This window comes from Bradyrhizobium sp. 159, assembly GCF_023073795.1.
Lineage (GTDB): Bacteria > Pseudomonadota > Alphaproteobacteria > Rhizobiales > Xanthobacteraceae > Bradyrhizobium.
Genome location: NZ_JADPKE010000003.1, coordinates 27,795 through 42,097, shown reverse-complemented (window position 1 = coordinate 42,097; position 14,303 = coordinate 27,795). Strand labels below are relative to the sequence as shown.

Below are 14,303 nucleotides of genomic sequence, written 5' to 3'. Positions count from 1 at the left end.
GGACCATGCTCGCAGCTGCTCGCGGAGAATCGCATGGCCCGCCTTGCGCTTACAGAAGCGCTAACGGGTCTGGCAAACCGATCCGCATTCGACACCGCTCTGGCAGAGCGTTTGGTATCAGGCGCCGCGATCGTTGCATGATTGATCTTGACCGATTCAAACCGGTCAACGACACATACGGTCACGACGTCGGCGACGAGTTACTAAAATCAGTAGCTACTCGTATCGACGCCGAACTTCATGGTGGACATCTTGTGGCAAGACTTGGCGGCGACGAGTTCGGCGTATTGTTCGACGCGGAACTCAACATCGCCGACGCGACACGCGCAGCGGAGCGTATCGTGCGCACACTCGAAACACCGTTCGCAATCGCGGCCGATAGCATCGGGATAGGCGCGAGCATCGGATTAGCCGCGGCAGTTAACGGTGACGATGCACGCACGCTCAAGCGTCGCGCGGATGACCGTCTCTACAGCGTTAAACGCAGCGGGCGTGGACACGTTTTGTCGGATACCCCAGCTGCTGTAGCCGCATAGTTTGGTTTTCTTTTCTGGTACTAGGGACAACTCGTTCGATGTCCGGCTTGGGCGACAACCGGCGGTCGGCAAGCGCCGCGGCGTGTCCGCTCTAACTCAGACAGCTGACGTGCTGGCAACGGACCGCTGTTCGGCTCAGGGGCCATTAGGCGACATGGCAACCGCGACGGCGGAGGTCCGCGAAGGGGCCCTAAGCGGTCATTCGGACTTAGGGCCGGTGGCAATTCCGTTGTCGCGCGGCAGTGTAATGATGAACTCGGCAAAGACACCAGGCTCAGTCTCGACGTCGATCCGGCCTCCGTGTTGCTTGACGATGATGTCATGGGTCATTGAGAGTCCGAGCCCCGTTCCTTCCCCTGTCGGCTTTGTAGTGAAGAAAGGATTGAACATCTTTTCGCGTACTTCAGACAGGATGCCTGTGCCGTTGTCGCGAATACGGATTTCGACTGTCTTGCCGAGGTTCCTCGTGGAAGCGCTGAGGACTGGTTCAAAGCTCTCGTCGCCCGTTTCGAGCTTGCGCCTAGTCGCGGCATAGAAGCCGTTGGAAATCAGGTTGAGCAGCGCCCGTGTGATCTCCTGCGGATACAGCTCGACCGCACCAGCGCGCGGGTCCAGGTTCCGCCGCAACGTGATGGTGAAGCCCGACTTCTCTGGTCGCGCGCCGTGATAGGCGAGGTTAAGGCTGTCCTCGACGATGGCATTGATGTCGACTCGCCGATGCTCGCCGGAGCCTTCGCGCGAATGCAACAGCATGTTTTTGACGATGGAATCGGCACGCTTGCCATGCTGGACGACCTTTTGCAAATTGTCCTTCAGAAGGCCGGTGAGCTCATCGACTTCGCCGCGAATTCCTTCGGCGAGCGTGGTCGAGGCGAGGATGTCGTTCAACTCGTCCGTCAACTCGGCCGACAGCGCGGCAAAATTGTTGACGAAGTTGAGCGGGTTCTTGATCTCGTGCGCGATGCCGGCGGTAAGCTGACCGAGCGAAGCGAGCTTTTCGGTCTGGATCAGGCGATCTTGCGCCGCGCGGAGTTCATCGAGCGAAGCGGCAAGTTCCTTGGTGCGGGACTGCACTTCGTCGAATAGGCGCACATTCTCGATCGCGATGACGGCCTGGTCGGCGAAGCTGGTCACGAGCTCGACCTGCTTTTCGCTGAACGGCCGGACGGCGCGACGTGCGAGGACAATGGCGCCGATCGGGCTGCCTTCGCGCAGCAAGGGCACACCAAGGAAGCTGCGCGGATTGCCGCTGAGCTCCTGGCCTTCAAAGGAGTAGTCCGGGTCTTCGAGCACATCGGTGACATGGACCACCTTGTCGCCGAGCAAAGTCCGGCCCGTGATCGTGCGCTTGTCCGGCCGGACCGGGAGATCTTTCACATATTCGGCGAATTTGGTGGGGAAGCCGTAGGAGCCCGCCCGGAAGTAAATATTGCCAGTCTTGCGGGTGATCGCCGCCATATCGGCTTCGCATAGTCGTGCCGCCGATTCGACCAGCGTATCGAGCACGGCCTGCAGGTCGAACGCGGAGCGGCTGATTACCTTGAGCACGTCGGCGGTCGCCGTCTGCTGTTGCAGCGCCTCGGTCAAATCCTCGGTGCGATGGCGCAATTCGCCGAGCAGCCGCGCGTTCGATGGCGATCACGGCCTGCGCCGCAAACTGCTTCAGCAAGGTGATCTGCTTCTCGGAGAACGGCCGGTTCTCCTGCCTGAAGATCATGACGTTGCCGACCACGCGCTCGTCCTTGAGCAACGGCACCGCAAGCAGGCAGCGCGCACCGCCGAGATCGACCAGCGCGCGACGGTTCGGCTCTCCGCTGCGATAGGCCTCGGACTCAGCAAGGTCGGTGATTTCGACGAATGGCTCTCCCTTCAACAGCCGTGCAGGCGCGGGGGCCGGACCATAATCGAGCGGCTGTTTGCGCCGGAACGCATCGTAAGCGGGGGGCAGGCCGTAAGTGGCCGCCGTGTGGAATTGCGCTCCATCGTAGGTGTTGAGCACGCCGAAATTGGCGCCGCAGAGCTGCATTGCCTTGCTCAGCATCGCGTCGAATACCGGCGCGAGATCGCCGGCCGATCGGCTGATGACGCTCAGCACCTCAGATGTCGCGGTCTGCTGCTCCAGCGATTCGGTCAGCTCATGCGTCCGCGCCTGAACTTCCTCGAACAGCCGAACGTTGCCGATCGCAATCACCGCCTGGTCGGCGAAGGTCTGGAGCAGTGCGATCTGCTTGTCGCTGAACGGGTGCACCTCCTTGCGGCGGAGCACAATGGCGCCGATGCTCTCCTTTTCCCGCAGTAGCGGCACGCTCAAAATGCTGCGGTGGCCCATCCGGATCGACAGCTCGCGCCCGTCGGAGAAATCCGCGTGCTTCTCGTCGCGAAGATCCTCGATATGCACGGTCTTCTGGTCGATGAAGGCGCGGCCCGCGGTCCAGCGGCGGTTGATCGGCCATTTCTCCAGCCCGATCGGGATCGGGCCATGATGGGCGCTGAAGCGGAGATCGTCGCCATCTCTCAGCACCACGGCCGCATCATAGGCATCGCACAGTTCGCAGGCGCATTCGACAATGGCTTTGAGAGCCGGGGCGACCTCGGTCGGCGACGATGCGATCACCTTCAGGATGTTGGAGCTGCCGGTCTGGTAGGTCAGGGCCTCCGTGAGATCGCGCGTCTTGGCCTGCACCTCGTGGAGCAGCCGCGTGTTCTCGATGGCGATCACCGCTTGTGCCGCAAAATTTTCCAGCAACTCGACCTGCTTGTCGCTGAACTCTTGCACGTCCTTGCGGTAGACGGCAAAGGCGCCGACAAGCTCGCTCTCCTTGAGCATCGGCACAATCAGAACGGTGCGGGCTGCGGCGACCTTGTAGATCAGATCGTCGGGATGCTCGGTGGCAATATCGGCAATGTGAACCAGCGCCTTGGTCTCGACGAGGCGCCCCAGCGAAGGCGCCCCATCAAACGGCGCGATGAAGTGTGGCGGCGTTTCCTGGTCGGGCGCATACGATTGCGGCACGTTTTGAGCGGCCATTCGCGCCACCCGCCGCAACCTGTCGCCTTTGTATAGGAGCAGCGTCCCAAAACTGGCGCGGCAGATGCCCACGGCCTTTTCCAGCATGGCCTCGAACACCGGCCCAAGCTCGCCAGGCGAACTGGATATGACTTGCAGCACCTCCACCGTCGCGGTCTGCCGCTCGTTTGCATGTTTCAGCTCGTGGGTGAGAGTGCGAACTTGCTTTCGCAGGTCGGCAATGGATGGGGCCTTAGTCGATGCTTTGCGAACCTTGGGCCTATTCGCGCGCCGACCCTTGATCGGACGTTCGCTTCCACTGCGTCGCCACATTTCGCTCGCCCCGAGGGGGTCAGAACAGGACAGGGCCCAACCCTATACAAATCCCGGGTTTCGCACCATGGGCCGAAGTCAGCTCCGGGTCACAGCCGGCCTTGGGACCATTTAGCGGAGTGGACGAAGGTCTCTTCAGGTTGAAAGGCAATCATGATGCCCGGCGGCCCCGCGACGGAAGGGGTTCCTTTTTGCTCGCCGCTGGTGTTTCCTCTGCACCGCGGAGAACGGGCATGCAGGGATCGCTGGGGGAAAAGATCGGTGAAGGCGCCTTCTCCGAAGCCTACGCCTGGGCGCCCGGTCAGGTCGTGAAGCTGTTCAAGGCCGGCGTCTCTCATCTGCTCGGCCGGCACGAGCTGCGCATGATCCGCGCCGTGCGCGCCGCCGGCCTCCCGGTGCCGGAGGTGTTCGGCGAGGTGACACTGGACGGGCGCTTCGGCATCGTGCTGGAGCGCCTCGACGGACCGACCCTGTGGCATCTCTCGCGAACCGGCGCGGTGACGTTCGAACAGGCGGGCGCGATCATCGCGGCTCTTGCCATGTCCGTTCACAAGACGCCACCGTCGGCGGAGCTCCTCTCCATGCGCTACTATATGGAAAACGAGTTGCGACGCGACGATGGGAAGATTCCGAAGCACATCGCTACCAATGTCCTCGCGCTGGTCGATCGCCTGCCGCCCGGCGACGGGCTTTGCCATTGTGACCTCAGCCCCGGCAACGTGATCATGACGGCGGAAGGCCCAAAACTCGTCGACTGGTCCTTCGCGATGCGCGGGCCGGCCGCCCTCGACCTCGGGTTCTTGCATGTCATCCTGTCCGAACTCGCGCCGGAAATCGCCGACAATCCGGAGCGTCCGCGCGCGACCAATGCGGCGGCGCAATGCGAATATGCGCGGCTGGCGGGCATGTCTCTCGCGGAGCTGACGGCGGCAATGGAGCCGTATCTGCCCATCGTCCGCACCTTCGTCGTCCTTGGCAAACGTGGTGCCTTCCTTGCGGGAGCGGCTGATCCAGCGCATCGAAGCGGGGCTGCGCTCGGGAGACTGAACCGTCTTGGTCGCGCGCGCGAGCCGACGTGGCCTGTCGAAGCGAGGCGTCAGGTGTCTCCTTTGGGTCAGCCGGATTGGTTTGTCGCTCTGCCGGCCACTTCCGGTTTACCAAAAAATCCGGACGTGCCGCTACATCGCGTCAAGTGAAGCGATGGGCCAATTCCGGACTCATGCATCGCAACAAAATTGCGGCGTGTTCGATCAGTTCGTCGGGTACAAGCCGCGCGGCCTATTCCGGCAACCCCGCTTTGCGAAGACCCTCAATCAACAGCTTCGCGTTTGATTGTCCGCCGCGAGCGATAAAAGCGGATATTGTGAAAGCGGGGTCAACCTCAAGCAGACGCGTCGCGGCCTCATGCGCATCAGCGTCGCGTCCGAGATGAGCGAAAGCGGACGCGAGACATCGGCAAGCTGGCGAAAGGAACGGGTTCTGTCGAATGCCCTTCCTCCCTGCGACGATGGCCTCTTCAAAGCGACGAAGTTCAATCAACGCCATCCCCATCCCACCAAACATCAGGTGTAGAAGCGGGTCTACCGGGCTCAGGCGCATGGCATGTTCAAAGCTCCGGATCGCTTCCTCTGGTAGCCCGGAAGTTTTGTAGACCCAGCCTCTGGCGTACCATGCGTGAAATGAATTGGGGTTGAGCGCGACAGCCCGGTCTGCCATTTCGACGGCACCTTCACCATCGCCGACCATGTACGCCGAAATCAGGGAAGCCCACGCGAATTTGTCTGGATCACCGTCGTCAATGCTCAACGCCAAGCGAAGTAGCCGCACGGCTTCCTCGCGGTCGAATTGAGGATCGATAGCGTATCCCCAAAGGATGTTGTTCATGTGCCAGACACCTGCCAGAGCAGCGACTACGCCGAACTGCGGGTCCAGCTCCAAAGCGCGATGAGCCAGCCTTATCGCCTCGGCCGACCCTTCGCGGCTCGTTAGGTAGGCCAGCGGCATAGCACGGAGATAAAAATCATAGGCAGTGAGGTTCTCCGGTCGCCGCCGGGTGGCTATTGCAATTTCTGTTTGAAGCAATCTTGGCTGAATGACTGAGACAACGGCGGCCGTTACTTCGTCCTGCAGGGCGAAAACGTCAGTCAAATCACGCTCGAACCTGTCCGCCCAAATATGCGTGCCCGTCACGGCATCAATCAACTGCCCCGTGATGCGAACTTTCCCCGATGCCTTGCGCACAGACCCCTCAAGGGCATAGCGCACGCCAAGTCTCCGTCCGACCTCCTTGATAACGACGGCTTTGCCTTTGAACGCAAAGCTCGAATTGCGAGCAATTACGAACAACGATTTGAAACGCGAGAGGGCGGTGATGATCTCCTCAACCATTCCGTCCGCGAAGTATTCCTGTTCGGGGTCGCCGCTCATGTTCTCGAACGGCAGCACGACGATGGAGGGCTTGTCTGGGAGTGGAGGGGCAGCACTTAGGCTCTCGGTCAGCGCGCTATATGTTCCCGCGAGCACAGCGTAAGCGCGGATCGGCTTGGAGATGTTTTTGAGCTTCTGCTCACCGCGATGCTCGAAGCGAATATCCAGCTTGCCTTCAACTTCGCTGTAGACCTTTTCGGAAATCAGGACGCCGCCTGGGTCGGCGGCCCCCTCCAGCCGGACAGCAATGTTGATCCCGTCGCCGTAGAGTTCACCGTCCTGCCCAACGATAACGTCACCAAGATTGAGCCCCATGCGTAACCTTAGGGGACTACTGCCTGAGGCGAGATGATCCTGTATCTCGACCGCGCACCTCATGGCGGCTAAGGGACTCGCGAACTCGACGAGCGCGCCATCACCCGTTGTCTTGATAAGTCGTCCTTCGTGGCGGGAGAGGCTAGGCTCGATCAGTTCTCGCTTGAGCCGCTCGAACTCGGCGTATGTTGCTTCCTCAGCGCGTTGCATCAATGCTGAGTAACCGACGACATCGGCGGCCAAGATCGCCGCTAGTCGCCTTTGAACTCGCTGCTCGGTCACAGCGCCCTCCGAACGACCAGACTAACCATGCCGCCGCGACAAGGACGAGCCTAGCACTTTGTTGCGAACCTGTGAGCGGAAATTGCAGGGAAGCCCAAATTGCAGCATGCGTCAACCGGGAGGTCCGAGAATGGGATGGACCGGCCGTGCTCCCGCCCAACCAGCGAGCATGCTTGTGGGGCAGTCAGGAGAAGGAGCCACGCCATGCCGCGCAAGTTTGACACCGCAGTCGTTACCATTGGTATCGATCCGGGCAAGAACATACTGCACCTAGTTGGCCTCGATGCCCGAGGAGAAATCGTGCTGCGCGAGAAGGTAGCGCGCGCCAAAATTGTGTCGCGGCTGGCGAATATGCCGCCATGCTTGGTCGGGATAGAGGCAGGCATGGGAACGCACTATGTGACCCGCGATCTGCTCGCCCTCGACCACGACGTGAGGCAAGTGCCGCCGGTCTACGCCAAGCCTTTCCGGCAAACCCACAAGAATGATTTTCGAGATGCGCATGCGGTCGCTGAAGCCGTGCAACGCCCCACGACGCGGTGCGTACCGCCGAAAACCGATGAGCAGCTCGATCTGCAGGCGTTGCATCGCGTGCGCTATCGCCTGGTAGGACAACGAACCGCGATCATCAATCAGATCCGCTGCTTTCTCCTAGAGCACGGCATCACGGTGAGGCAACGGGTCCACTGGTTGCGCCACGCATTGCCGGACATCCTTGCCGAACGCACAGATGTCCTGTCACCGCGGATGGTTCGCATCCTAGAGGATCTGGCTCAAGACTGGCGCCGCCTCGACGATCGCATCGAGGCTGTGACTGACGAAATTGATGTGCTCTCCAAGAACACGGAACCCTGTCGGCACTTGATGACAATACCGGGCATAGGCCCGATCATCTCGAGCGCCATCGTCGCTGCGATCGCTGATGGAGCTGCCTACACACGCGGCCGAGATTTTGCTGCTTGGCTGGGTTTAGTCCCCAAGCAGATCTCCACAGGTGATCGAACGATTCTCGGACGCATCACCAAACGCGGCAATCGCTACCTTCGCATGCTGTTCCTGCAGGCCGCCCGCGTCGTTCTGCTTCGGCCAAGGAATTGGATGCAGCACAGCTTTGGACCTTGGCTTGCCCCCGCGGCTCAACGGTTGCACCATAACGTGCTGGCTACAGCTCTAGCTAACAAGCTGGCCCGCATCGCATGGAGCGTGCTTGTAGAACATCGTGTGTACGACACGCGTCTCGGCGCGGCAGCGGTATGATATGAGCGCTATAAGCTTGCTCTGGTTCACCAAAGGGATGACCGCCACTCTTCTCCGCCACCGTCGCTCGCCGATTAAGGCGAGCGAGCGACGGTGGCTCCGAAGGGATGACTTCAGTTAATCGTTGAGCCGCTTGGTAGTACCCGCCGAGGTCTGCGAGTTAAATTTGAGGAAGATGGAGGAACGGTCTCGCCGTCGGTTCGTGATCTGGTGACCCAACTGGCCTTTGAGGGCCTATCCGAGAATGAGATCGGACGCGCGCGGATATCCATGATGGCCAGGAGCAATCTGCTCCACGCGAGGGCCGGATACAGAAGCGCAAGACCAGTCACCGCCACTCTGCAGATTTAGCTTGCAACGCACGGCCGGTCCATACATCACCAGCAGAAGTGCCCTGTTCCATCAGAGCATGTCAGCTTCATGGTCAGAAGCCGACGTAGCTTGGTTCAGGCCAGGCGACCGGTGCGGGATCTCCCTTTACGCCGCGTTCGACAATTTGGAGCGCGCCGTCCTGAAGCGGCCGCTGCAGCTTAAGCACCTCGTCCACAGGCGCGGTCATCCAGGTCTCGACCTCATCAGGCGGCGTCAGGATAACTGCCATCGTCCTCGGGTGAATAGTACTGACCTCGGCGTTGGGCTCCGTCGCGGGAATACGCGCGTTTCACGAGGTCTTTAGCTCAAGCCAATCCGATTCAGCCGCAGCGCGCAGCTTGGCGAGTCCGAGCCTTCGCCGGGGATCTCCTGGCATGGCTTGCTGTCCTGGGGCCTAGCGGTCGCCGTCCGGACCGACTCGGATATCCTCGGCAACATCGGAATTCCATGAGAGATCTGATGCTGATCGCCGGCTGCTTCAAGTTCGCGCTGATGCGCGGGACCCGGTTTCGGCACCGGAGCGCCAAGCTGAACAGCTTTCAGCTAGAGACGAAGCCGTCCTCGGGATGGCGCCGAGGATGGACTCGGATTCCGAGAGAGGCCGCCGCCTTTGGCTATCCTCGCGAGCGCTAGTTCTGAATAGCGGGTCGTGAGACCTTTGGCTATCCGCGACAGGCGCCGTGGTTCAACGGCGGGCGACGGTCTCTCAAGGGTCAATGGGGTACGCCTAGTATCGTTCCCTACCTTCCGGCTAATCTCCGAAACTGAGCTCGGTCGAGCGCCGAACTACACGATCCGCAAGCTTGAGAGGGTCGGGCCCGTCCGCAATCCGCATCGCGCAGGATCTCAAGCCTGGGGCAGCGGTCGCGGCAGCCTCATCCGGTCTGGCTGGCCGCCGACGACGGCGACAACGCCGCCGCCATGGCTTCGGCCAGGAACGGAGCTACAAGCCAGGAACGGAGCCTTCGTCGTCCGGTTGATTTCTGAAGACAACACCCAGGAGGTCAACATGGCCATGGAAGATCGCGAGACCCTCAGTCTCATCGGAAGCGACAAGGTCGAAGGCACGAACGTGTACGGGGCCGACGGCGATAAGGTCGGCTACATCGAGCGCGTCATGATCGACAAGGTCAGCGGCAAGGTATCGTATGCGGTGCTCAGCTTCGGCGGCCTGCTTGGCATCGGCGACGATCACTATCCGCTGCCCTGGCAGGCGCTGAAATACGATACCAACCTCGGCGGCTACGTCACCGGCATCACGCAGGAACAGCTTCGCGGCGCCCCCAAATACGCCGACGAGAGCAGCTGGAATTGGGACGCGGGAACGACACGCGCGGTCAACGACTACTACGGCGTGCCGGTCGCCTAGCGCCAAGTCGTTGCGCCGTCGGCGCTCTGCTGACTAAGATCGGCCCCGATGGTCGGGGCCGATGGCGTCCAGCTTGTCAGGGGCGTGATGCGCAGCGGAGTCTCGAGACCGAGCGCCGCGGTTACAGCGCTGAGGGCAGGCGTTCAGCACGCTTTCAGATACGCCCGTTCAGCGCTGCCCCAAGCCGTTCCTTCCCACTATCGAGCCGGGAAAAAGAGGCAATCATCCTGCTGTGCTCTGGAACCTTGCCATTATTCGCGGGTTCACGCAGGCCGCATCAGGCGGCCAGGAGATTCTCATGAAGAAGCTGATTCTGACGTGCGCGGCCGCCGCACTGATCTCGACGGGCGCGATGGCGCAGTCCACCGTCGTCACCACGACCACGGGCACCGGTCATGCCGCCGCGGTGCAAATCGAGCCGGAATACCGCACCCAGATCCGCACATACGTGACCGAACACAAGGTCCGTCCGGTGCAGACCCGTGAGAAGATCGTGGTCGGTCAGCCGGTGCCGCGCGAAGTCGAACTCGAGGCCGTGCCGGCCGATTGGGGCCCGTCGCTCACCAAGTACCGCTATGTCTACTCCGGCGAACGCGTGATGCTGGTCGACCCGTCGACGCGCACCGTGGTCCAAGAGGTGGACTAGCTCTCCTGAGGCGGGAGGCTGATTCAGCGGCCCGCCTCATACCTGTCTAGCCTAGAATCTGTCTTCTCATCGCGAATGGCGGTCCATGCCGATCATCCGGTACTTCGTCGTCGTCGGCGGCTTGCTGCTGGCGCTGCTCTTCGCTGCGGGCCGGTACCTGCCGGCTCCCATCGAGCATGCGGGCGCGACCGACCCCGACAGGACGACCATCCGGATCAGCTCGGCGAGGAGCCTTCCGGAGAAGATCGTATTCGACACGCGTCCGCGCACCGACGAGCCGAAGATCGCGCAGGCCGAGCCGATCCCTGAACCGCAGGAGCAAGTGCGCGAAGCCATGGTCGCCATTCCCGCAGCACCTCCCGCGCAGATCAGACGAGAACCGCCCGCCCGCACCGCCACCGTTCCGCATCCGAAGCGGTCGGCGAAGCTGTCCAAAAGGGTGCCGCCCGACCGACATCTCGCCTTCGAGCGGCACGACCCATTCTCCGGCGGATGGTGGTGAACGGGATATCTTCAGACGATGCCAAGGAAAAGGCCGCGCCATGCTCGAGCGCGGCCTTGCGGTCGGATTGGTCGGCCTCACCAGTGGTGATGATGCCAGCGGTGCCGCACGACCGGATAGGCTCCGCGGTAGTCGGCGTAGGCAGGCCGCACAACACGTCGGTACCGATAGCCGTAGGAGACGGGCGCCGTGTAGTAGGTGGTGGTGTAGCCGCCGCCCCAACGATACGGCTCGTCGTACCCGTAGTCGACGGCGTAGGGCCCGCCGTAATAGCCTGCTCCATAGTAGGCCGGGCCGCCGTAGTAGCCATAGCCGGGTCCCGCAGCGTATGCGGAGGAGGCAAGCCCGCCGATCACGGCACCCGCAACCAGGCCGCCGGCTATGCCCGGGCCCCAACCGCCCCAGCCACCTCGCCAGTGAGCCTCGGCAGGAGACGTCGTGGCCACCGAGGCCAGACCAAGAGCGCCCACCATCAGCGCCGACATTGCGATCTTCTTCATCGAGTATCCTTTCATATTGCTCGCGCCCTGCCGGACAACGGGAAAAAGCGGCAAATGTTTCTGCTGCACCCGGCGGCGAGCGGGCAATGGATGCTCGGCGCCGGGGCAGCGTCGCTCGAAACTTCGAGCCTGAAACAAGGCATCGGCGCAGGACCGGTTCGGCCCGATGCTGCGTCGCGACAATCTCCGGGAGTTTACCCCCCGCGTTGACGCGATGGAGCTCCGTTAACAATGTTGAATCGCCGTAGCTGTTTTTTGCGGTAAGCTACACCTCTTGCCTTTGGGGGGTTCCCATGTTCGATCCGGCCACGACGGCGCTTTTGCGCGCCGTACTCGACGAGGTCTGTGAAGACGTTTCGCGTTTCGAAACCGGCGCTCGCACCTACGTCGCTTCAAGGATTCTGGAAGCCGCCGCCAAGGGCGACATCGCGCCGGAAAGCCTGAAGCAGATCGGTCGCGAGGCGCTTCACGACGCGCCGACAATCTCGGGATAAACGGGAGCGGGGGCGTGAACTTCCAGGTCACCGTGCTCAAGATCCTGGTGAGTTATCCCGATGGATTCGCCGTCATGGCGGACCTCAAGCGCGACATGGCGATCCTGGCGACGAGCGGTCGCGACTGGGCCGAGCGGACCAAACGGCTCGCCGCACGCGTGCCGGATCTCAACATCTTCTCGCAGGCGCTGGTCGAGCGTCTGAACGGCGGATGGCGGATCACAGAGAAGGGCCGGACGGTACTCGACTTCATGGAGAACAGGTCTTCCGGGCCGCAGACGGAACGGGATGCTCCGGTCGAACAACTCTCAACCGCAGAGCCCGCGTCCAGACTTCTCGCCTCCACAAGAGCTGGCCGAAGTCAACGCCTGCAGCGCCGTCGGGCGGCGCGTGCGCGAGCGCGCGCGAAAGCGTCCTGACCTCCTCTCTTCGTCTACAGTCGGGAAAACCGGAAACTTTCCGGAGTGCCTTGAGTTGGCCGCGACTGGACCGGTCTCCGGAGAGTGAGCATGGTTGACGAAGCCGTCTTGAAGAACGCCACGGAGACCGCCTGGACGGTGTATCGGGCGCGGCATCCCGAAGTCGACGCTCATGACAGCCGACGCTGCCTGCTGCAGCGCCATCTGCACAGGAGATGGGAAGAGCGCGAGAGCAATACCGAAGAGCTCGCCAGCTTCGGGATCGCCTACCTGCAACGGCTTCCCCGAGACGAATGTTGAGGAGCATGAAAATGCTCGTCGCACGCGTAGCCCGCGGAAGCACAAGACCAAGCTGGACGTTGCTCGCGATCTCGTTCCTCATCTCCGCGGTCATCGTGATCGGCTTGCGGATCGTTCTGGGGGACTAGCTCGATGCGGATCGCCCAGCTTGCGCCGTTGGCCGAGAGTGTTCCTCCCAAGCTTTACGGCGGCACTGAGCGGGTGATCGCCTGGCTGGTGGACGAGCTGGTCGATCTCGGACACGACGTCACGCTGTTCGCCAGCGGGGACTCAAAGACGAAGGGAAAGCTCCACGCGGTGTGGCCGCGCGCGCTGCGCCTGGGGCGGAGGGGGGCTGATCCGAATGCCGCCTGCGCGCTGCAGATCGAGGCCATCGCCGAGCGCGCGAGCGAATTCGACGTGATCCACTCCCATATCGACTGGCTGCCCCTGCCGGTCCTGAGCCGGACCGGAGTGCCGTTTCTGACGACCACGCATGGCCGACTCGACCTTCCGGGTCTATCCGACGTGATCGGGGGGTTTCCGGAAGCTTCTTTCGTCTCCATCTCCGACAGCCAGCGCCGTCCGCTTCCGGACGCAAACTGGATCGCGACGATTCCGCACGGGCTGCCCAGGCATCTGCTTCAGCCCTCCTACGAACCCGGTTCGTACTTGGCCTTTCTCGGCCGGTTGACGGCGGAGAAGGGGCCGGAAGAGGCCATACGCATCGCACGCGCTGCGCGGATGCCGCTACGGATCGCCGCCAAGATCCCTCGCGCGGAGACGGCCTACTTCAAGAAGAAGCTCGAGCCCGAGATCGATGGTGAGAACATCCAGCTGGTCGGCGAGGTGGACGAAGTCCGCAAGCAGCCGTTCCTCGCCGGCGCCGCCGCTCTGCTGTTTCCGATCGATTGGCCTGAGCCTTTCGGGTTGGTCGTGATCGAGGCGATGGCGTGCGGGACGCCCGTGATCGCGTACCGCTCGGGATCGGTGCCGGAAGTTGTGGAGGACGGCGTCACCGGCTTCATTGTGGACGACGAGGAGCAGGCGATCGAAGCGATCAAGGAAGTCGTCCGGCTCGACAGAAGAGAGGTCCGAGCCCGGTTCGAAGAGCGTTTCGCCGCGAGCCGGATGGCGCGGGAGTATGAAGACCGGTATCGCGAGTTGATCGCTCGCGGAGGGCTCCACACGTGAGGGACTTTCCAGAACTCCGACCACACTAAGGACTCGCGAGGGGAGCGCTTCGACGACGGCCGGAACGTCTGCAGACGGTGCCCGTTGTCGCCGATCAGGAGAACGCCCATGAAGATCCTTTCCGCGACAGCAGCTTTAGTCCTTCAGGCGACGTCGGCTCTCGCGGACGAAGCACCTCCTTCGCAGCCGAAGATCCAGCAAGTCCGCGACTCGGTGACGGACACGGCAGACTGTTCGAAGCAGGTGTGGCCACATTTCTCTGATGCCTGCCTGCGCTCCCAAGGTAAGGGCGTTTCCGTCCGGCTCGTGACGACCGAACGTCGATAGGGGACGGGATCTAGTGGGATCGAATCCTACCGTCAGCCCCGTGT

At 62.1% G+C, this 14,303-nt stretch carries 13 protein-coding genes and 2 pseudogenes; 11 read left to right on the top strand and 4 right to left on the bottom strand.

What is annotated here, in order from left to right; genetic code table 11:
* Nucleotides 1-137: 137 nt before the first annotated feature.
* Nucleotides 138-536, top strand: coding sequence for a GGDEF domain-containing protein (locus IVA96_RS00385; RefSeq protein WP_247414890.1), 399 nt, complete (start codon nt 138-140; stop codon nt 534-536).
* Between the two features lie 198 nt (nt 537-734).
* On the opposite strand, the pseudogene IVA96_RS00380 reads toward IVA96_RS00385, so the two are convergent.
* Nucleotides 735-3,876: pseudogene (locus tag IVA96_RS00380) on the bottom strand (GAF domain-containing protein).
* A gap of 119 nt (nt 3,877-3,995) precedes the next feature.
* Between IVA96_RS00380 and IVA96_RS00375 the strand changes: the two are divergent.
* Nucleotides 3,996-5,072, top strand: coding sequence for an aminoglycoside phosphotransferase family protein (locus tag IVA96_RS00375; RefSeq protein ID WP_247414888.1), 1,077 nt, complete (start codon nt 3,996-3,998; stop codon nt 5,070-5,072).
* An 82-nt stretch (nt 5,073-5,154) separates the two neighbouring features.
* Here IVA96_RS00375 and IVA96_RS00370 read toward each other — a convergent pair whose 3' ends face one another.
* A complete protein-coding gene (locus IVA96_RS00370; RefSeq protein ID WP_247414886.1) occupies nt 5,155-6,900 on the bottom strand; it encodes an adenylate/guanylate cyclase domain-containing protein in 1,746 nt (581 codons plus the stop codon).
* Between the two features lie 204 nt (nt 6,901-7,104).
* Here IVA96_RS00370 and IVA96_RS00365 point away from each other — a divergent pair, with 204 nt between their 5' ends.
* Nucleotides 7,105-8,157, top strand: a complete 1,053-nt coding sequence (locus IVA96_RS00365) for an IS110 family transposase (protein WP_247414884.1) — start codon at nt 7,105-7,107, stop codon at nt 8,155-8,157.
* Nucleotides 8,158-8,581: 424 nt separating this feature from the next.
* Here the strand turns inward: IVA96_RS00365 and IVA96_RS00360 are convergent.
* Nucleotides 8,582-8,800, bottom strand: a pseudogene (locus tag IVA96_RS00360) (hypothetical protein); the annotation flags it as partial.
* 738 nt (nt 8,801-9,538) lie between these two features.
* On the opposite strand from IVA96_RS00360, the gene IVA96_RS00355 reads away from it, so the two are divergent.
* The 3 genes from IVA96_RS00355 to IVA96_RS00345 all read left to right on the top strand — a co-directional run bounded on the left by IVA96_RS00355 (nt 9,539) and on the right by IVA96_RS00345 (nt 11,046).
* Nucleotides 9,539-9,898 (top strand): PRC-barrel domain-containing protein, encoded by a 360-nt coding sequence (locus IVA96_RS00355; protein ID WP_247414882.1) that lies wholly within the window; start codon nt 9,539-9,541, stop codon nt 9,896-9,898.
* 298 nt (nt 9,899-10,196) lie between these two features.
* Nucleotides 10,197-10,544 (top strand): DUF1236 domain-containing protein, encoded by a 348-nt coding sequence (locus tag IVA96_RS00350; RefSeq protein WP_247414881.1) that lies wholly within the window; start codon nt 10,197-10,199, stop codon nt 10,542-10,544.
* A gap of 85 nt (nt 10,545-10,629) precedes the next feature.
* On the top strand, nt 10,630-11,046 hold the full coding sequence (locus IVA96_RS00345) for a hypothetical protein (protein ID WP_247414879.1): 417 nt from the start codon (nt 10,630-10,632) through the stop codon (nt 11,044-11,046).
* Between the two features lie 77 nt (nt 11,047-11,123).
* On the opposite strand, the gene IVA96_RS00340 is transcribed toward IVA96_RS00345, so the two are convergent.
* The gene (locus IVA96_RS00340; protein WP_247414902.1) at nt 11,124-11,519 is read right to left on the bottom strand and encodes a hypothetical protein; all 396 of its coding nucleotides are present in this window, start codon (nt 11,517-11,519) and stop codon (nt 11,124-11,126) included.
* A 320-nt stretch (nt 11,520-11,839) separates the two neighbouring features.
* Between IVA96_RS00340 and IVA96_RS00335 the strand changes: the two genes are divergently transcribed.
* The 5 genes from IVA96_RS00335 (at nt 11,840) to IVA96_RS00315 (ending at nt 14,259) form a co-directional block, all read left to right on the top strand.
* Complete coding sequence (locus IVA96_RS00335) at nt 11,840-12,040, top strand: hypothetical protein (RefSeq protein ID WP_247414877.1); 201 nt, start codon at nt 11,840-11,842, stop codon at nt 12,038-12,040.
* A 14-nt stretch (nt 12,041-12,054) separates the two neighbouring features.
* Nucleotides 12,055-12,459: a hypothetical protein gene (locus tag IVA96_RS00330; RefSeq protein ID WP_247414876.1), complete on the top strand. Its 405-nt coding sequence runs from the start codon at nt 12,055-12,057 to the stop codon at nt 12,457-12,459.
* A gap of 90 nt (nt 12,460-12,549) precedes the next feature.
* Nucleotides 12,550-12,759 carry a hypothetical protein gene (locus tag IVA96_RS00325; RefSeq protein ID WP_247414874.1) on the top strand — a complete coding sequence of 70 codons (210 nt, stop codon included), beginning with the start codon at nt 12,550-12,552 and terminating at the stop codon, nt 12,757-12,759.
* A 132-nt stretch (nt 12,760-12,891) separates the two neighbouring features.
* A complete protein-coding gene (locus IVA96_RS00320) occupies nt 12,892-13,932 on the top strand; it encodes a glycosyltransferase family 4 protein (protein WP_247414872.1) in 1,041 nt (346 codons plus the stop codon).
* Between the two features lie 108 nt (nt 13,933-14,040).
* A complete protein-coding gene (locus IVA96_RS00315; RefSeq protein ID WP_247414870.1) occupies nt 14,041-14,259 on the top strand; it encodes a hypothetical protein in 219 nt (72 codons plus the stop codon).
* The last annotated feature ends 44 nt before the right edge of the window (nt 14,260-14,303 follow it).